We start from the raw sequence: 18,380 nt of genomic DNA, 5'->3' as shown, positions 1-18,380 counted from the left end.
CCGGCCGCACGCGACGCGCAGCGGGCGAAGAACCACGGCCAGACGCGAGGAAATGGAGTACTACGTTGTCGTCGATCGAGGCAGTGCAGGCACGGGAGATCCTTGACTCCCGCGGTAACCCGACGGTCGAGGTCGAGGTCCTGCTCGACGACGGGACGACCGTCCGCGCAGCCGTTCCCAGCGGTGCGTCCACCGGTCAGTTCGAGGCGGTCGAGCTGCGCGACGGCGGCGACCGCTACGGCGGGAAGGGCGTCGAGCGGGCCGTTACCGCTGTCAACGACGAGGTGGCCGACGAGCTGCTGGGCTATGGCCCCGAGGAGCAGCGCCTGATCGACCGCGCGCTCATCGACCTCGACGGCACCCCGGACAAGTCCCGTATCGGGGCCAACGCCATCCTCGGCGCCTCCCTGGCCGTGGCCAAGGCGGCAGCCGAGAGCGCCAACCTGCCGTTGTTCCGCTACATCGGCGGCCCCAACGCCCACGTGCTCCCCGTGCCGATGATGAACATCCTCAACGGTGGCGCGCACGCCGACACCAATGTGGACATCCAGGAGTTCATGATCGCTCCCATCGGAGCGGCCAGCTTCCGCGAGGCACTGCGCTGGGGCACCGAGGTCTACCACGCCCTCAAGGGAGTCCTCAAGGCGCACGGCCTGGCCACCGGCGTCGGCGACGAGGGCGGGTTCGCTCCCGACCTGGAGAGCAACCGCGCAGCGCTCGACCTCATCATCGAGGCCATCGAGAAGGCCGGCTACACCCCGGGCCGCGACATCGCTCTCGCCCTGGACGTCGCAGCCACCGAGTTCCACAAGGACGGCTCCTACCAGTTCGAGGGCAAGGCCATCAGCTCCGCGGAGCTGGCCGCCTACTACGGCGAGCTCGTCGACGCCTACCCCCTCGTCTCCATCGAGGACCCCCTCGACGAAGAGGACTGGGAGGGGTGGAAGCACCTCACCCAGGCCCTGGGCGACCGCGTCCAGCTCGTCGGTGACGACCTGTTCGTCACCAACCCCGAGCGCCTCCAGCGCGGCATCACCGAGGGCACGGCCAACTCGCTGCTGGTCAAGGTCAACCAGATCGGTACGCTCACCGAGACCCTGGACGCCGTCTCACTGGCCCAGCGCAGCGGCTACACCGCCATGATCAGCCACCGGTCCGGCGAGACCGAGGACACCACCATCGCCGACATCGCGGTGGCCACCAACGCCGGCCAGATCAAGACCGGTGCCCCCGCGCGCAGCGAGCGGGTCGCCAAGTACAACCAGCTGTTGCGCATCGAGGAGGAGCTCGACGACGCGGCCGTCTATGCGGGCGCTGGCGCCTTCCCGCGTTTCGCCCGGGAGGCGTAGCCCCATGCCGAAGGTGCCGGAGCCGCCGAAGGGCTCCCGTCCGCGCAAGACGGGGCCCTCGGCCTCCGGTGCCTCCGGCCGTACCGCCCCGACGGCCCATGGGGCGGCCAAGCCCAAGCCGGCTGCTTCGGCGAAGCCGGCCGCCACGACCGCCAAGGCCAAAGCGGCACCGGCCGGGAAGCCGGCCCCCGCCGCGCGGGCTGAGGACCCGGCCGAGCGGCCGACGCGGACCCGGCCGGCGCTGACCAGTCGCGCGGCGATCCTCGGCCTGCTCGTCTGCGTCATCGCCCTGAGCCTGGCCTACCCCCTGCGCGAGTACATCGCCCAGCGTTCCGAGATCGCTCAGCTCAAGGACCAGAAGGCCCGTACCGAGCAGGCGGTCCAAGAACTGACCGAGCGTCAGGCCGAGCTCCAGGACCCCGCTTACATCGAGCGTGAGGCGCGCTCCAGACTGCACTATCAATATCCGGGCGAACAGGCGTACGTGGTCCTCGACGGCAACGACCCCGCTACGGACGTCCCGGAGGACAGCGCGCCGAGTGACCCCTGGTTCACCCAGCTGTGGAAGTCGGTCGTCGCCGCTGACGTGCTGCCAAGCGACAGCGAGGAAATTCCCGAAGCCCAGGCCCCGCCCCGCGCCCCCTGATCCTTGCGCCCGCGAGGGCGTACGGACGTGATCGTCGGGAGGCGGCAGCCCGCTAGGCTGAAACCGACATGACTTCCCCAGATCAGTCCGCCCCCGAGGGGCGGTTCACCAGTGATGACATCGCCGCAGTCGAACTCCAGCTGGGCCGGCTGCCGCGGGGGGTGCGCGGGGTGGCCCATCGGTGCCCGTGCGGCCTTCCCGACGTCGTGCGCACCGCGCCCCGTCTGGAGGACGGCACCCCGTTCCCGACCATGTACTACCTGACCTGCCCGCGTGCGGCCTCGGCCATCGGCACGCTGGAAGGCGGGGGGCTGATGCGCGAGATGACCGAGCGTCTGGCCGCCGACCCCGAGTTGCGCGAGGCCTACACCCGGGCGCATGAGTCCTACCTTGCCGAACGCGACGCGCTCGCCGCTGAGGCCGGCGTCGAGCCGCTGCCCGCGGGGATGCAGAGCGCGGGGGGCATGCCCGCCCGGGTCAAGTGCCTGCACGCGCTGGTGGGTCACGAACTGGCGGTTCCGGGGACGAACCCGTTCGGCCAGGAAGCGTTGGAGGTTCTCCCCGAGTGGTGGGCCAAGGGCCCCTGCGTATGTGTGGGCGAGCGCACCGACGACACTGACGACACCGACGACACCAAGGACGACGAGTGAACACGGTCGCGGCGATCGACTGCGGTACCAATTCCATCCGCCTGTTGCTGTGCGGACTCATCACCGGCGGCGACGAGGAGGTCGAGCTGCTCGACCTCCAACGGCGGATGGAGGTGGTCCGGCTCGGAGAGGGAGTCGACCGTACGGGCGCGTTCTCACCGGAGGCACTGGAGCGCACGTTCGCCGCGCTGCGCGACTACGCGGAGCTGATGCGCGCCCACGGTGTCGAGCCCGGGCCCGACACCGTGCGGATGGTGGCCACCAGTGCCACCCGCGATGCCGCCAACCGGGCTGATTTCCTGGACGGGGTACACGCGATCATCGGGGTCGAACCCGAGGTCATCACCGGTGACGAGGAGGCCGAGCTCTCTTTCGTGGGAGCCACCGCCGAGCTTGAGGCGATCGACGAGGCGGACGGCTTCGCGCGCCCCTACCTGGTCGTGGACATCGGAGGCGGCTCCACCGAGTTCGTGCTGGGGCACACGGACGGCGACACGGACGATGTCGTCCGCAGCGCTCGATCGGTGGACATCGGGTGCGTCCGGATGACCGAACGCCACTTCAGCGCCGACCCGCCGACTCCCGAGCAGATCGCTGCGGCCACCGCCGACATCGAGGCGGCCCTGGACGAGGCGGCCGCCGTCGTACCGCTCGCCGAAGCCGCAACGGTGGTCTGCGTGGCAGGCACCGCCACGACCGTGGCCGGTATCGCGCTGGGCCTCGACGCCTACGACCCCGACCGTATCCACCACTCCCGCATCAGTGCGGACCGGGTGCGCGAGATCGCGGGGGAACTGCTGGCGATGCCGCGGGAGAAGCGCGCCGAGATCGATGTCATGCACCCGGGCAGGGTGGACGTGATCGGCGCCGGTGCACTCATCCTGGACCGGGTCCTGGCCCGTACCGGTGCGGTCGAGTTCGTCACCAGTGAGCACGACATTCTGGACGGTATCGCCTGGAGCCTGGCGCTGGGGTCCGAGCAGCCCTAGACGGGCCGGTCGCCCGTCGGTTCAGGGGCGGGCGACCGGTGCCCGGGACAGGGGCTTTCGTCCTCTGCTGTCGGAATTCGCGGGTGAGGCCCATCACGTTGCCCCGGCCGCGTGAAGCCGTTCACAAGGCTCTTGACCTGCAACGATAGAGGATCGGTCGGCTTTTTTGTGGTCTAAACCTTTCTGACTTGTACCTTTCTTGACGGGGGATGCTTGTGAAAGGATGCACAAGCGAGCGCGGGATGGGTGAGATCTCGCGGGAGCGTGAAGAAGTCCATCTCTTCTCCGGAAAACTGAGTGCAGAGATGTCAGTCAAAGAAGACTTACCAATCTTCGCCACCCGTGTCGGTGGCAGGATGTGGGAACCAAGGGCGGATATGCGATGACCGAGAGCAGGAACTACCGACTGGTTCACGGCGGTGGTGACGAATCGGAGATCCCGCACGTGCTCATCATCGGTGGTGGGTACCTGGGGATGTACACCGCGATGCGGCTGGAGAAGAAGCTGGGCGCCGGCGAGGCCCGTATCACCGTCGTCGACCCCAACTCCTACATGACCTACCAGCCCTTCCTCCCCGAGACCGCCGCGGGCAGCATCTCCCCCCGCAACGTCGTGGTTCCGCTGCGCAAGGTCCTTCGCCGCACCAAGGTCCTGACCGGGCGCGTCGTCCGCATCGACCACGCCAACCGCAAGGTCGAGTTCGAGCCGGCCCAAGGCGGGCTGCGCGACATCGCCTACGACTACGTCGTCATGGCCGCCGGCGCGGTCTCGCGCACCCTCCCCATCCCGGGGCTCGCCGAGCACGGCATCGGCATCAAGACCGTGGGCGAAGCCGCCTACCTGCGCAACCACGTTCTTGAGCAGCTCAACATCGCCGACTCCACCGACGATCCCGCTGTCCGTCGCAAGGCACTGAACTTCGTGTTCGTCGGCGGCGGGTTCGCGGGCGCCGAGGCCATCGCCGAGCTGGAGGACCTCGCCCGCGACGCCACCCGGATCTATTCGTCGATCAGCATCGACGACCTGCACTTCTACCTCATCGAGGCCGCGGACAAGATCCTGCCCGAGGTCGGTCCCGAGGTCGGCTCCAAGGCGCTCAGCCAACTGCGCCTGCGCGGCATCGACGTGCGCCTCTCGACCTTTCTCGAGTCGGCCGTCGACCAGCAGATCAAGCTCAGCGACGGCAGTGAGTTCGCTGCCGGAACCCTCGTGTGGACCGCCGGGGTCAAGCCGAGCCCGGTCGTCCAGGCGTCCGACCTGCCGCTCGGCCCCAAGGGGCACGTGGACACCAGCGAGAACCTGACCGTCAACGGTGTCGACCGTGCTTTCGCGGGCGGGGACAATGCCCAGGTTCCCGACGGCAACGGCGGCTACTACCCGCCCAACGCCCAGAACGCGGTCCGTCAGGCACCGGTGCTCGCGGGCAACGTCATCGCGACGCTGCGCGGCAAGGAGCTCTCGCCCTACCGTCACAAGAACCTCGGTGCCGTCGCCGGCCTCGGACTGAACAAGGGCGCCGCGCAGCTGTTCGGGCGGATCAAGCTGACGGGTCGGCTGGCCTGGCTCGCACACCGGTCCTATCACCTGCTCGCGGTCCCCACGTTCAACCGCAAATTCCGCGTACTTTCGGACTGGACGCTCGGTTTCTTCCTGCGGCGCGATTTCGCGTCCCTGCCGGAGATGGGCGACCCTCGCCAGGCGTTTACCGAGGCCAGCAAGCCCCAGATCGAAAACGGCCAGCTGCTGCGCCGCGTCGGCTAGCCCGTATCACCGTCGAGACGGCCGTGCCCGACCCGGGTACGGCCGTCCGCACGCGCCGGGAGCAAAGGGATCCGAACCCGAAAAATGGTGCGTGGGAGTATGCTGGACCCGCCCTCGTAGCCCAATGGTAGAGGCAGGCCCCCTAAAAGGGTCACAAGTGTCGGTTCGAGTCCGACCGGGGGTACTTCGGGCAGGGATGTCCAGACTTCTAACGGAACGTACGGCCAAATGGTTCCCGTGCAGGTGGCAGTGGTCGCCGTCACTCCATGGCCGGCCGTTCGGCCGTCGGACGGACCGTCGCACTCGTTGCCCTGGTCCTTGCCGCGGGGGTTCCGCCCCCGTCCGGTACTCCCTTTGCGGTCGGATCGATCCCGTACACCACTTTCCTCGCGGCGAACACACACCGTGTCGATGTGACCGCGTACCGTTCCTCACGCGACGTGTCGTGGGACATGGCGTGATGCCGAGCGGGAAAACGGGACGATTCGATGGAATCCACAAAAAGTTTCGGGCAGGGGTCCGGTGTTCTTCGCCGCAAACCCATCGACGACGGTGCCGACGACGTCGTGGAAGGCAGCGGTCTGACCCGATCCCTCGGACTGTGGCACCTCACCGCCATCGGTGTGGGCGCCATCATCGGCGCCGGTGTGTTCTCCCTCGCCGGCGCGGTCGCCCGTGACACGGCGGGCCCCGGTGTGCTCTTCTCCTTTCTCATCGCCGGTATCGCCAGCGCGGCCGCAGCCTTCTCCTACGCGGAGTTCGCGGGTCTCATCCCACGCGCAGGCTCGGCCTACACCTACGGCTACATCGTGCTCGGTGAGATCGTGGGCTGGTTCATCGGCTGGGACCTGCTGCTTGAGTACATCGCCATCGTGGCGGTGGTCGCCATCGGCATCTCCGGCTACTTCAACTTCTTTCTCCAAGGCATCGGATTGACGATGCCCGCGTGGATGATGGGCGCGCCGGGGACCGAACCCGACGGGGTGCCCGAGGGCACCTACCGGGTGAACCTGGTCGCGGTCCTGTTGTGCCTGTTCATCGCTTTCCTGCTGACCCGCGGAGTCCGCAACGCCGCCCGCTTCGAGACCGTGGTCGTGGCCATCAAGGTGGTGATCGTCCTGGTCATCGTCATGGTCGGTGTCTTCTACATCGACCCCGCCAACTATTCGCCGTTCCTGCCCTTCGGCGTCACCGGGACCTTCGCCGGAGCTGCGGTCGTCTTCTTCGCGGTGTTCGGCTACGACGCCATGAGCACCGCCGCGGAGGAGGCCACCGATGCCCGCAGGCACATGCCACGGGCGATCATCCTCTCCCTGGCCGTCTCGATGGTGCTCTACGTACTTGCCTGCCTGGTCCTCACCGGCATGCAGAAGTACACCGACATCGACCCCGAGGCGGGTTTCTCCGCGGCGTTCGCGTCGGTGGGCCTGGGCTGGCTGGCCAACCTCATCGCCGTCGGGGCGGTCATCAGCATCCTCACCGTCATGTTCACCTTCATGCTCGGCGTCACCCGTGTCTGGTTCGCGATGAGCCGGGACGGCCTGCTGCCCAAGTGGTTCGCCAAGACCGACCCGAAGCACAACGTGCCGGTCCGGGTCACCTGGATCGCCGGGGTGCTCTCCGCGGTGCTGGCCGGCCTGCTTCCCATCGGTGAGGCTGCCACTCTCACCAACATCGGCATCCTGTCGGCGTTCGTCGTGGTCTGCGCCTCGGTCATCGTGCTGCGCTACCGCCGCCCCGACCTGCCGCGCTCCTTCCGCTGCCCGGGGATGCCCGTCGTGCCCGCCATCGGAATCGTCTTCTCGCTCTGGCTGATCAGTTTCCTCGACGTCCACACCTTCATCCGTTTCGGAGGATGGCTGCTGATCGGCCTGGTCATCTACGGTCTGTACTCCTACCGCGCGTCCAACCTGAACCGTCCGCCCGCCGGGACAGCCGTCCCCGACGGCCCCGCCTCCGGCTGACCCTCATCCGTTCGTCCGCCGGGCGGCCCGCCCCCTGCGCGTGGTTCGCGTCGTGGCCCGCCCGGTGAAAGAGAACGTCGGTCAGGCCTCGCGCTCCAGGAGCAGCTGGAGCTGGGTGAACAGCCGCTCGTTGGGATCGGACAGGTCCACGCCGCTCACCGTCTCGGCACGGCGTACCCGATAGCGCAGCGTGTTGGGGTGCACATGCAGCCGGGAGGCTGCACCCCGCACATCGCCGAAGAAGTCCAAGTAGGCGATGAGTGACGCCACCAACTCCGACCCGTGCGCCGTGTCGTGCGCCACCAACCGTGTCACCCGCGGGTCGCGCAGCCGGGGATCGGCACGCAGGAGCGCCAGGGTTTCCCCGACCAGCACGCGCGCCCGTACGTCGGAGATGGTCGCCACGTCCATTTCCAGGTCCCGTCCCATGGCGTCCAGAACCCGGTCGGCCTCGGTGCGCGAGCCCCGGACGTCGGCCAAGCTGTCCACCATCGACCCGACCGCTCCCTGCACCCTGACCCCCAGCAGTCGTCCGGCCGCCCCCACGATCTTGCGGGCCAGCGCCACGACCGATGCCTCGGCGGTGCGCCGTGCCAGCGCCGGGAGCAGCACGTATACCCGGGTACCCAGCGTCGTGACCAGCGCCTCGCGCCGGTAGGCGGCGGCATGCACACTGATCAGGCTGGTCATCTGCCGGCGGTTGAGTTCGGCTGCCGACCGGTCCGCGAGCTGCCCGTCTTCACCCGTCCGAAGGGTGAAGACCAGCATCACCACGGCGTGCTCGGCGTTCACGGTGACGCTGTCGGCCAGCGCCATGGGTTCCACCCGGCCCTCCAACAGCCCAGCGAGCAGGTCCTCCCGCAGCCGCAACCCCGCGGTGAGTTCGGTGCGCTGGCGGACCAGGTGCAGTGCTGTCATCCGGGCGGCACCGAGCAGGGCCTCCTCCGCCTGTGCGGTCAGGGCGAGTGCGCCCTCCTGCACCCAGATAGTGCCCAGCGGTTGGGAGCCGGCGTGGATGCCTACGGCCAGGCGACGGCGAATCCCCAGTTCGGGGTGCTCGTCGATGCGGACCACCTCCTCGCCGCCGCGCAGTTTGGCGAACACCCCCCAGTCGCGCAGCAATGCCAGATAGGGCTCCGGCCCCTGGCGACCCAGTACCGAGCGGCGGCGCAGTTCGTCGGCGTCCTCGCCACCCGAGTAGGCCAGAACCCGGCTCGCCGCGTCCTCGATACTGACCAGTCCGCCGGTCAGGGTGGCGATCGTCTGCGCGAGCGAGAACAGGTCGCCGGCCGCCTCCCCGAGGTCGGTGTCGCGCCCCAGCCTGGCGTCGTCCACCACGCTGCGACACAGTGCCTGTAGCTGTTCCCAGCGCAGTTCGGGGCGCACGGCCAGCAGAGCTGCTCCGGCGTCCGCGGCCAGTGAGCGCAGCAGCGCGGTCTCAGCAGGGCCGTCGACCTTCACCGCAACCGCAGTGGCCCCGAGCCGGGCGGCCACCCGCACCAACCGGGCCGCTGCCCGACCGCGTACCCCGATCAGCAGCACCAGGTCGCCGGGGCCCGCCACCGCCTCCTCCTCGGGGTCGAGGATGACCACGTCGCCGACGGTCACGTCCAGCCCCCGCGGTGCCGACAGCACATCCACCACCGGCTCGCCCACCGCGAGCAGCAACTGCCGCAGCGGAACCCCGTACGACTCGGGCCCCCGGGCTGCGGGCGCCGTTTCGCCGGAAACCGATTCGTTCTTCATGACCCCCCTGTTTTGTTCTATCGAACAAATAAGACTCGCAAAAAGTGGCCGCGCCCACAAGACTCACCTGGGGTTCTCGGCATACCGTTTGTCCAGTTCAACGACGACGATACGCATGAGGGGGAAGCGGTCCATGGACGCCGTGACGAACGTGCCCACGCCGGTTAACGAGCCGGTCCTTACCTACGCGCCGGGCAGCCCGGAGCGGGCCGAGTTGGCTTCTGCGCTCACGACCTTGGCCGCCGACCCGGCCGAGCTCACGATGACCATCGGCGGGGAGCGTCGGATGGGCGGTGGCGAGCGCATCGACGTGGTCCAGCCGCACGCCCACGCCTCCCGTCTCGGCACGCTCGGCAACGCCACCCACGACGACGCGCGTGCAGCGATCGCCGCGGCTAAGCAGGCGGCCCCCGCCTGGCGCGAGACGCCCTTCGACGAGCGCGCCGCCATCATTCTGCGCGCCGCCGACCTCCTGTCGGGGCCGTGGCGCCAGCGCATCAACGCCGCCACCATGCTGGGCCAGTCCAAGACCGCCATGCAGGCCGAGATCGACTCCGCGTGCGAGCTCATCGACTTCTGGCGCTTCAACGTCCACTTCGCTCGCCAGGTCATCGCCGAGCAGCCTCCGGCCAATGCCCCGGGAGTGTGGAACCGCACCGACCACCGCCCCCTAGAGGGCTTCGTCTATGCGATCACCCCGTTCAACTTCACCGCCATCGCCGGCAACCTGCCCACCGCTCCGGCGCTCATGGGCAACGTCGTGGTGTGGAAGCCCTCACCCACCCAGACCTTCGCGGCACAGCTGACCATGCGGCTGCTCGAAGAGGCCGGACTGCCCCCGGGCGTCATCAACCTCGTCACCGGTGACGGTCTGGCCGTCTCCGACATCGCGCTGACCGACCCCGACCTCGCGGGGATCCACTTCACCGGATCCACCCGCACCTTCCAGCACCTGTGGCGCACGGTCGGGGAGAACATCGCCGGCTACCGCTCCTATCCGCGCATCGTGGGCGAGACCGGCGGCAAGGACTTCATCGTCGCGCACGCCTCGGCCGATCCCGCGATCCTGCGCAACGCCATGGTGCGCGGCGCCTTCGAGTACCAGGGCCAGAAGTGCTCGGCCGCCTCGCGCGCCTTCGTCGCACGTTCGGTGTGGAACCGGATGAAGGACGACCTCATCGCGGAGGTCGAGTCCATCAGCGTCGGCGACGTCACCGACTTCACCAACTTCATGGGTGCGGTCATCGACCGCCGTGCCTACGACCGGCTCTCCGGAGTGCTCAACGCGGCCCAGTCCGACCCCACCCTCGAAGTGCTCGCAGGCGGGACCGCCGACGACTCACAGGGCTACTTCGTGCGCCCGACCGTCCTGCTGGGCTCCGACCCCGGCCACGAGGTCTTCTCCACCGAGTACTTCGGTCCGGTGCTGGCGGTCAACGTCTACGAGGACGGCGACTTCGACAAGGTTCTGCAAACCGTGGACACCGGAGCCCCCTACGGGCTGACCGGTGCGGTCATCGCCACCGACCGTGCCGCGGTCACCCGGGCCTCACAGGCGCTGCGTTTCGCGGCGGGCAACTTCTACGTCAACGACAAGCCCACCGGTGCGGTCGTGGGACAGCAGCCCTTCGGCGGCGCCCGCGCCAGCGGCACCAACGACAAGGCCGGCTCCGCGGCCAACCTCGCACGGTGGAGCAGCCCCCGTTCCATCAAGGAGACGTTCGTTCCGCCGACGTCCTACCGCTACCCCCACCAGGGTTAAAGGGGTGCGCGCGTCGGGCCTCCGCCCGATGCGCGCCCTGATGAGGTGCGGCCGACGCACCTGCACGCCCACGAGGCGGGCGGGTCTTCGGGCACCCCGCCGCCCCGGGGCCGACCGGCCCGGGGCGGTCTCTTCCGCAGCCGAAACCACGAGCCGAGGTTCACCATGCTCCGCACGCCTCTGCTGATCGCCGCGCGATCGGCGGCCTGTCGCACCTTCGTCGAGCGCACACCCCTCACCCGCGCCATGGTCACCAGGTTCGTCGCCGGGACCACCCAGGAGGAGACCCTCCCGGTCGTCGGCGACCTCACCACCGACCGCCTGGTCACCCTCGACTACCTGGGCGAGGATGTCGCCGACGCGGCCCAGGCCCAAAGCACCGTCACCGCCTACACCAGGCTCCTGACCGCGCTCGGCGAGCAGGGACTCGCCCCGCGGGCGGAGGTCTCGGTGAAGCTGTCAGCGGTCGGACAGTTCCTGCCGGCCGACGGCCAGAAGATCGCGCTGGACAACGCCCGACAGATCTGTGCGTCGGCCGCCGCGGTCGGGACCACCGTGACCCTGGACATGGAGGACCACACCACCACCGATTCCACCCTCGCCATCCTGCGTGAACTGAGGGTCGACTTCCCGTGGGTGGGCGCGGTCCTGCAGGCGTACCTGCGCCGGACGGAGGCCGACTGCCGCGACCTGGCCCACGAAGGGTCCCGGGTGCGGTTGTGCAAGGGCGCCTACGACGAGCCGGAGTCGGTCGCCTACCGGGACAAGGCAGAGGTCGACCGCTCCTACGTGCGGTGCCTGAAGGTCCTCATGAACGGTTCCGGCTATCCGATGGTCGCCTCGCACGACCCCCGGATCGTCAAGATCACCGGACATCTCGCGTCGGTGGCCGGCCGCACCCCGGACTCCTACGAGTACCAGATGCTCTACGGGATCCGCACCGAGGAGCAGGCCGCGCTCGCCGCCGAGGGCAAGCGTATGCGGGTCTACGTTCCCTACGGCGAGGAATGGTACGGCTACTACATGCGCCGCCTCGCCGAGCGTCCGGCCAACCTTGCCTTCTTCGCCCGCTCGCTGGTGGGCCGGCGCTGACCCCGCCCGCTCAGTACCGCGGCCTCCTTCCCGGGCGGGAAGGAGGCCGCGCCTGTCATGGCGCGATGACTGATTCGGGACTGTGACGAATTCGCGGGAACCCCTGTGACAGGGCGTGCGTTACGTTGTTCGCAGGACAATTACGCCCTGAAAGGTGTACTACGAAAATGCGGATGCGCAGTTCCAACCCCGCTCTCAAGCGGGTCATGTCGTCTGGCCGGGGAGGCGCAGGCGCATATGGCTCCTACCCCCAGCAGGGGTACGGGCAGCAGCCCGGCTACCCCCAGCAGGGGTACGGGCAGCAGCCCGGCTACCCCCAGCAGGGGTACGGGCAGCAGCCCGGCTACCCCCAGCAAGGTTTCGCGCGCGGTGCCGACTACCGCCCGATCACCATCGACGACGTGGTCATGCGGACCGGCTTCACGCTGGGAACCGTCGTGCTCGCCGCCGTCGCCACCTACTTCCTCGCCATGGCCAACCCCGGCCTGGCTCTGCTGCTGACCATCGTCGGTGCCATCGGCGCGCTGATCCTCGGCCTGGTCATCAGCTTCAAGCAGTCCAACAACCCCGCCCTCATCCTCACCTACGCGGTGCTCGAGGGTCTGTTCGTCGGTGGTTTCAGCTTCGTGCTGGAAAGCTCGCTGGCCAACATGACCGGCGGCGGTCTGGTCGTTCCCGCCATCTTCGGCACCCTGTTCGTGGCCGGCGGCATGCTCGCGCTGTACAAGTTCAAGGTCATCCGGGTCACCAACACCTTCATCAAGGTGGTCTCGGCCGCTGCCATCGGCATCTTCGTGCTGCTGCTGGCCAACTTCGTGCTCAGCTTCTTCATCGACGGCGGCCTGGGCCTGCGTACCGCAAGCCCGCTCGGCATCATCGTCAGCCTCGTGGTCATCGTGATCGCCGCGCTGGTGCTGGCCATCGAGTTCAAGGGCGTCGACGACGCCATCGAGATGGGGCTCCCGGAGAACTTCTCCTGGCAGCTCGCCTTCGGCCTGACCGTCACCCTGGTCTGGCTCTACATCGAGATCCTGCGTCTGCTCTGGATGATCCAGGCAATTTTCAGCGAATAGCCGCCGGTATGCCCCAGGGCAACATCGGTGGACGATCAGCGCCGCACCCGATCAGCTTCGGGTGCGGCGCTTTCGGTTGATCCAGTGGGGTCCTCGGCGATTGCGGTCGCTAGGAGCGCTGGGAAGGGACGGTCGAGCGGTTGCGGCGGCGGCGGTCGAACTCCTGCACGATCGCGCGGGCGTAGCCGTTGCTGAGTCCGTACTCGTCGGTCAGCCAGTGGGACCGCTCCGAGCAACTGGCGAGTCCAGGGCCTCGTTCCAGAACGTCAAACCACTCGTGGAGTTTGCGACCGGTGACGGTCGGGATTCGATCGATGAGCAGTGCGTGTTTCTCCGGCGAGTGGGTCAGTGACATAGGCACCTCCGAGAGTGATCGGCACTTGCCTTCGACCCTGCAACACGATCACGGTTTGGACAAGGCTTTGTCGCGACCTTTTACGCGCGATTCCGTAGATCCATTTTTACTTTCCGGACGACTTCGCGCGTGTGTCCGATTGATACAGCGGCAATAAACCGTTATCACCGGCAAAGCGGAAAATTCACATGCGATGCCCCGCTCCCGGGTGGTGTGCCGGTATCAGCTCAGTCGTTCGAACACCGCGGCCATGCCCTGCCCGCCGCCCACGCACATGGTCTCCAGACCGAAGGTCTTGTCGTGGAAGCTCAGGCTGTTGATCAGTGTCGTGGTGATGCGGGCACCGGTCATCCCGAACGGGTGGCCCACCGCGATGCCGCCGCCGTTGACGTTCAGCTTCGCCTCGATGTCGATCCCCAGGTCATCTGCCGAGGGCAGGACCTGTGCGGCGAACGCCTCGTTGATCTCCACCAGGTCCACGTCGGAGATCGCCATGTTCGCCCGCGCCAGCGCCTGGCGGGACGCCTCGACAGGCCCCAGGCCCATGATCTCGGGGGACAGGCCGGTCACGCCGGTCGAGACGATTCGTGCAAGCGGTGTGATGCCCAGTTGGGCGGCTTTGACGTCGCTCATGACGACCAACGCTGCCGCGCCGTCGTTGAGCGGGCAGCAGTTTCCGGCCGTTACCGTTCCGTCCGGGCGAAAAACCGGCTTGAGCTGCGAGACCTTCTCGTAGGTGGTGCCGCGTCGAGGACCGTCGTCGGCAGAGACCACGGTGCCGTCGGGGAGGGTCACCGGGGTGATGTCGCGCTCCCAGAAACCGTTGTCCAGGGACTTCTCGGCCAGGTTCTGCGAGCGCACACCGAACTCGTCCTGACGCCGGCGCGACAGGCCGCGAAGCTGGACGACGTTCTCCGCGGTCTGGCCCATCGCGATGTAGACGTCGGGCACGTCGCCGTCGTCGCGCGGGTCGCCCCACGCAGGACTTCCGCCCTCGGCGCGCTTCTCGGTGCGGGCCTCGGCACCGGCGAACAGCGGGTTCTTGGTGTCGGGCAGGGAGTCGCTGCTGCCCTTCACGAACCGGCTCACCATCTCCACGCCGGCCGAGACGAACACGTCGCCCTCGCCGGCCTTGATCGCGTGATAGGCCATGCGGGTGGTCTGCAGCGACGAGGAGCAGTAGCGCGTGACGGTCGCACCCGGAACGGTGTCCAGGCCCAGTTGGACCGCGATCACCCGAGCCAGGTTGTATCCCTGCTCGCCACCCGGCAGCCCGCAACCGACCAGCAGGTCGTCGATGGTCGACGGGTCCAGCTGCGGCACCTTGGCGAGGGCCGCCGAGATGATCTGCACGGCGATGTCGTCGGGCCGTAGGTCTTTGAGAGATCCCTTGAACGCCCGTCCGATGGGGGAGCGCGCCGTTGCGACGATGACTGCCTCGGGCATGTTCGCGGCCTTTCTGTCGAAGCGGTGCCGAGCAGACCCGTAGTGCCTGCTTGGTTACTCGCACGTTAACGCTTGGCGGGTCCGCTGTCGGCCTGCGGGGTCTCATTGGTCGGATCCTGCTGGAAACCGGTGGCGTCCGGTTGGGCCTCGCGGCGCAGCAGCCGCGCCCAGCGGCCCCGTGGACCGTGCTCGACTCCGGCCACGCGCGCGCCGCTGACCTCGGTCCCGGCCCGTTCGGCCGCGGCCGCCGCTGCGCGGTGCACCGGCAGTACGCCTTCGCCTCGCCCGGTTGCGGGATCAACGGGCTCGGGAAGCAGGCCCAGCGCCGCGCACGCGGAAGGAAGGACCGCGGTCGCGGCCTGGGCGTAGCCACGCGCAGAGGGGTGGAAGCGGTCCGGGCCGAACATTTCATCCGGGTACAGCTGGAAGTCGTCGGAGAGCAGGTCGCTCAGCGATACCGTGCGACCGCCTTCCTCGACCACCGCGATGGTCTGCGCCGCGGCCAGCTGACGTGAAGCCCGACGGGCGATGTACCGCAGCGGCTGCGCGAACGGCTGCACCGTCCCCAGGTCGGGGCAGGTGCCCACCACCACCGCTGTGCCGGCGCCGACCAGTTCTCGGACCACGTACTGCAGGTGGGCGACCGCGTCGGCAGGGCGAATCCGGTGCGTCACGTCGTTGGCCCCGACGAAGACGACGGCCAGGCGCGGTGAAAGGGGGCGGATCTTCTCCAACTGCGCCAGGAGGTCGCGCGAGGTCGCCCCCACCCTCGCCACGTTGCGCAACCGGACAGGCCGATCCGCGGCTGCCGCCAGGCCCGAGGCGATCAACGCCGCCGGTGTCTGCAACGCATCGGTCACCGCGAAGCCGGCGGCGGTGGAGTCGCCCATCATCACGAATCGGATCGGCTCGCCGTCGCCGGTGCCGTAGAGCCCGTTGTCCTTGGGGCGCTTCCACTCGGTCTGCCCGATCGACCGGTAGGCTGCGCGGACCTGCACATACAGCAGGACCAGGGTGCTGGCGCCCAACAGTGTCAGTCCACCGCCCCCGAACGCCGTGGCGGTCGCGATCCTCCGTGCGCGTGCGGCGCGCAGCACCATGCCTTTCGCCTCCTGCGTCGAGCTGCCGGGTGCGAGGGTGAAGGCTTATCCCCACCACGTCATCCAAACAGTCAGGTTATGCCGGGAGGGTGCGCGACACGACGAACCTCGCGTGAACTGTGCGAGTGAGGTCGTGGAGCCCGAAGCCCGCGTTAAGGTCGAATGAAAACCGGCTCGACCGGCTCTGTGGCGGTGAAATGACCGCTGCTGACAGTGAGCGCCGTGAGATCCACGGTTGCAGGAGCACGCTAGAAAGCAAGGGGGAGCCGCTGATGCGGGTCTACAACTCTCTGATCGAATTGGTCGGCGACACCCCGCTGGTTCGGTTGCGCAAGGTCGCCAAAGGACTCGCACCGACCGTCCTGGCCAAGGTCGAATACTTCAACCCCGGCGGGTCGGTCAAGGACCGGATCGCCCTGAGCATGGTCGAGGATGCGGAAAAGAAGGGCCTGCTCAAACCGGGTGGGACCATCGTCGAGCCCACCTCGGGCAACACCGGCGTGGGACTTGCCATCGTGGCGGCGGAGAAGGGGTACCGCTGCATCTTCGTCTGCCCGGACAAGGTCAGCAACGACAAGCTCGCCGTGCTGCGCGCCTACGGTGCAGAGGTCGTGGTCTGCCCCACCACGGTCGCCCCCGACCACCCCGACTCCTACTACTCGGTGTCCGACCGCCTCGCCGAGAGCACTCCGGACGCCTGGAAGCCCGACCAGTACACCAACCCCAACAACCCCCAGTCGCACTACGAGAGCACCGGCCCGGAACTGTGGGAGCAGACCGAAGGCCGCATCACCCACTTCGTCGCGGGGATCGGTACCGGCGGCACCATCTCCGGCGCGGGACGCTACCTCAAGGAGGTCTCCGGAGGAAAGGTCAAGGTCATCGGGGCCGACCCCGAAGGATCGGTCTACTCCGGGGGAAGCGGACGCCCCTACCTCGTCGAGGGTGTCGGCGAGGACATCTGGCCCCAGACCTATGACACCGAGATCTGCGACGAGGTCATCGCGGTCAGCGACAAAGAGTCCTTCCTCATGACCCGTCAGCTCGCCAAGGACGAGTCACTGCTGGTCGGCGGCTCCTGCGGGCTTGCTGTCGCCGCCGCGCTCAAGGTGGCGGCCACCGCCGCGCCCGACGACGTCATCGTGGTCCTGCTGCCCGACGGCGGTCGCGGTTACCTCGGCAAGATCTTCAACGACGAGTGGATGGCCGACTACGGCTTCCTTTCCGCCGAGACCGAGGAGGCGACCGCGGGACAGGTCCTCGCGGGCAAGGGCGCCTCGCTGCCCGAGTTCGTGCACACGCACCCGGACGAGACCGTCGGCACCGCGGTGGCCATCATGCGCGAGTACGGGGTGTCCCAGCTGCCGGTGATGAAGGAAGAGCCTCCGGTCATGGCGGCCGAGGTCGTCGGCGCGATTGCCGAGCGGGACCTTCTCGACGCCCTGTTCAACGGGCGCGCCGAGCTGAGCGACCCGGTCGAGTCGCACATGAGCGCCCCATTGCCGCTGGCGGGATCCGGTGAGCCGGTGAGCCGGTGCGTCGAGCTGCTTCAGCAGGCCGGCGCCGTGGTCGTCCTCGTGGACGGGAAGCCCGCCGGGCTGCTGACCCGCCAGGACCTGCTCGCCCACCTCGCGGGCTGACCCGGTCCGGGGTCGGCCCGCCGCGGCCGGCCCCCGGACGGCGCCCCCGGGACAGGGGGCTTGCCCGGCACTGGTTGACTGATGCCCCTCGGTAGTGCCGGCGAGCGGAGGAGGGGAGCGGTGTCACGGCTGATTTCCTGGGCGGTGCGCGCGGCCTGGTCATGGGCCAGACGCAAGGCCGACATCAAACGGGGGTCGCATGCTGCGGCGCGCTTCGCGGCCTACGGGGAGGGAACCTCGATAGCATTCCCGCCGGCCACCGTTTTCGGCGAACCCTGGATCCGCCTCGGCGCCCACACGCTCCTGGGCGGCGACATCACCCTCACCGCCGGATTCGTCCCCGGCCTGGACCTCGGCCCGGTACCGCTCGTCACCATCGGCGACGGCTGCACCATCGGCCGCGGTTCGCACGTGGTCGCACACCGGTCCATCGTCATCGAGGACAACGTCTTCACCGGCCCCTACGTCTACATCACCGACCAGAACCACGTCTACGCCGACACCGAGACCCCTGTGGGGCACCAGTGGCCCGCGGAAAGCCCCGTGCGTATCGGTGCGGGTACCTGGATCGGTGCGAACGCGGTGATCCTCCCGGGGGTACATCTGGGGCGCAACTGCGTGGTTGCGGCCGGTTCGGTCGTGCGGCCGGGCGACTACCCCGACCACAGCGTCATCGCGGGGGTCCCCGGTCGGGTCGTCCGCCGTTACGATGCGCAAGACGGCTGGTCGCCGCCCCTCCGTGAGAACGCGGCTCCGCCCGCCGACTGAGGGCACACCTCACCCGCCCGATCCGTGGAAAGCGCGCG

Annotated in this window: 15 protein-coding genes and 1 tRNA gene; 12 read left to right on the top strand and 4 right to left on the bottom strand. The window is 68.5% G+C overall.

All coding sequences use genetic code 11. From position 1 onward, the window contains the following. Positions 1–65: 65 nt before the first annotated feature. From eno to QSJ59_RS06045, 7 genes are all read left to right on the top strand, one after another. Entirely contained in the window at positions 66–1,349 is a 1,284-nt protein-coding gene (gene eno / locus QSJ59_RS06075; protein WP_285757701.1) for a phosphopyruvate hydratase, read from the top strand. Positions 1,350–1,353: 4 nt separating this feature from the next. Then, positions 1,354–1,995 (top strand): FtsB family cell division protein, encoded by a 642-nt coding sequence (locus QSJ59_RS06070; RefSeq protein WP_285757700.1) that lies wholly within the window; start codon positions 1,354–1,356, stop codon positions 1,993–1,995. 68 nt (positions 1,996–2,063) lie between these two features. Next, positions 2,064–2,645, top strand: coding sequence for a DUF501 domain-containing protein (locus QSJ59_RS06065; protein ID WP_285757698.1), 582 nt, complete (start codon positions 2,064–2,066; stop codon positions 2,643–2,645). Continuing rightward, the gene (locus QSJ59_RS06060; protein WP_285757697.1) at positions 2,642–3,634 is read left to right on the top strand and encodes a Ppx/GppA phosphatase family protein; all 993 of its coding nucleotides are present in this window, start codon (positions 2,642–2,644) and stop codon (positions 3,632–3,634) included. Before QSJ59_RS06065 ends, QSJ59_RS06060 begins: the two co-directional genes overlap by 4 nt. A gap of 382 nt (positions 3,635–4,016) precedes the next feature. Further along, complete coding sequence (locus QSJ59_RS06055; RefSeq protein WP_285757695.1) at positions 4,017–5,396, top strand: NAD(P)/FAD-dependent oxidoreductase; 1,380 nt, start codon at positions 4,017–4,019, stop codon at positions 5,394–5,396. Between the two features lie 110 nt (positions 5,397–5,506). Beyond that, positions 5,507–5,580: transfer RNA gene (locus QSJ59_RS06050), tRNA-Leu, on the top strand. 304 nt (positions 5,581–5,884) lie between these two features. Then, positions 5,885–7,360, top strand: a complete 1,476-nt coding sequence (locus QSJ59_RS06045; protein ID WP_285757693.1) for an amino acid permease — start codon at positions 5,885–5,887, stop codon at positions 7,358–7,360. An 81-nt stretch (positions 7,361–7,441) separates the two neighbouring features. Here QSJ59_RS06045 and QSJ59_RS06040 read toward each other — a convergent pair whose 3' ends face one another. After that, entirely contained in the window at positions 7,442–9,106 is a 1,665-nt protein-coding gene (locus QSJ59_RS06040) for a PucR family transcriptional regulator (RefSeq protein WP_285757692.1), read from the bottom strand. 133 nt (positions 9,107–9,239) lie between these two features. Between QSJ59_RS06040 and pruA the strand changes: the two genes are divergently transcribed. From pruA to QSJ59_RS06025, 3 genes are all read left to right on the top strand, one after another. After that, positions 9,240–10,868, top strand: coding sequence for an L-glutamate gamma-semialdehyde dehydrogenase (pruA, locus tag QSJ59_RS06035; RefSeq protein WP_285757691.1), 1,629 nt, complete (start codon positions 9,240–9,242; stop codon positions 10,866–10,868). A gap of 165 nt (positions 10,869–11,033) precedes the next feature. Continuing rightward, entirely contained in the window at positions 11,034–11,960 is a 927-nt protein-coding gene (locus QSJ59_RS06030) for a proline dehydrogenase family protein (protein ID WP_285757689.1), read from the top strand. Positions 11,961–12,127: 167 nt separating this feature from the next. Beyond that, positions 12,128–13,033: a Bax inhibitor-1/YccA family protein gene (locus tag QSJ59_RS06025; protein ID WP_285757687.1), complete on the top strand. Its 906-nt coding sequence runs from the start codon at positions 12,128–12,130 to the stop codon at positions 13,031–13,033. 109 nt (positions 13,034–13,142) lie between these two features. Here QSJ59_RS06025 and QSJ59_RS06020 read toward each other — a convergent pair whose 3' ends face one another. The 3 genes from QSJ59_RS06020 to QSJ59_RS06010 form a co-directional block, all read right to left on the bottom strand. Further along, the gene (locus QSJ59_RS06020; protein WP_285757685.1) at positions 13,143–13,388 is read right to left on the bottom strand and encodes a DUF4287 domain-containing protein; all 246 of its coding nucleotides are present in this window, start codon (positions 13,386–13,388) and stop codon (positions 13,143–13,145) included. A 222-nt stretch (positions 13,389–13,610) separates the two neighbouring features. Next, entirely contained in the window at positions 13,611–14,834 is a 1,224-nt protein-coding gene (locus QSJ59_RS06015; protein ID WP_285757683.1) for an acetyl-CoA C-acetyltransferase, read from the bottom strand. Positions 14,835–14,899: 65 nt separating this feature from the next. Further along, a complete protein-coding gene (locus QSJ59_RS06010) occupies positions 14,900–15,931 on the bottom strand; it encodes an SGNH/GDSL hydrolase family protein (protein WP_285757931.1) in 1,032 nt (343 codons plus the stop codon). A gap of 275 nt (positions 15,932–16,206) precedes the next feature. Between QSJ59_RS06010 and QSJ59_RS06005 the strand changes: the two genes are divergently transcribed. Continuing rightward, a complete protein-coding gene (locus QSJ59_RS06005; RefSeq protein ID WP_285757682.1) occupies positions 16,207–17,574 on the top strand; it encodes a cystathionine beta-synthase in 1,368 nt (455 codons plus the stop codon). A 120-nt stretch (positions 17,575–17,694) separates the two neighbouring features. Beyond that, the gene (locus QSJ59_RS06000; RefSeq protein ID WP_285757681.1) at positions 17,695–18,342 is read left to right on the top strand and encodes an acyltransferase; all 648 of its coding nucleotides are present in this window, start codon (positions 17,695–17,697) and stop codon (positions 18,340–18,342) included. The last annotated feature ends 38 nt before the right edge of the window (positions 18,343–18,380 follow it).

The organism is Nocardiopsis ansamitocini (genome assembly GCF_030268225.1).
Taxonomy (GTDB): domain Bacteria; phylum Actinomycetota; class Actinomycetes; order Streptosporangiales; family Streptosporangiaceae; genus Nocardiopsis_D; species Nocardiopsis_D ansamitocini.
The sequence above is the reverse complement of the archived record's forward strand: the minus strand, read 5'-3'. Positions and strand labels throughout refer to the sequence as shown.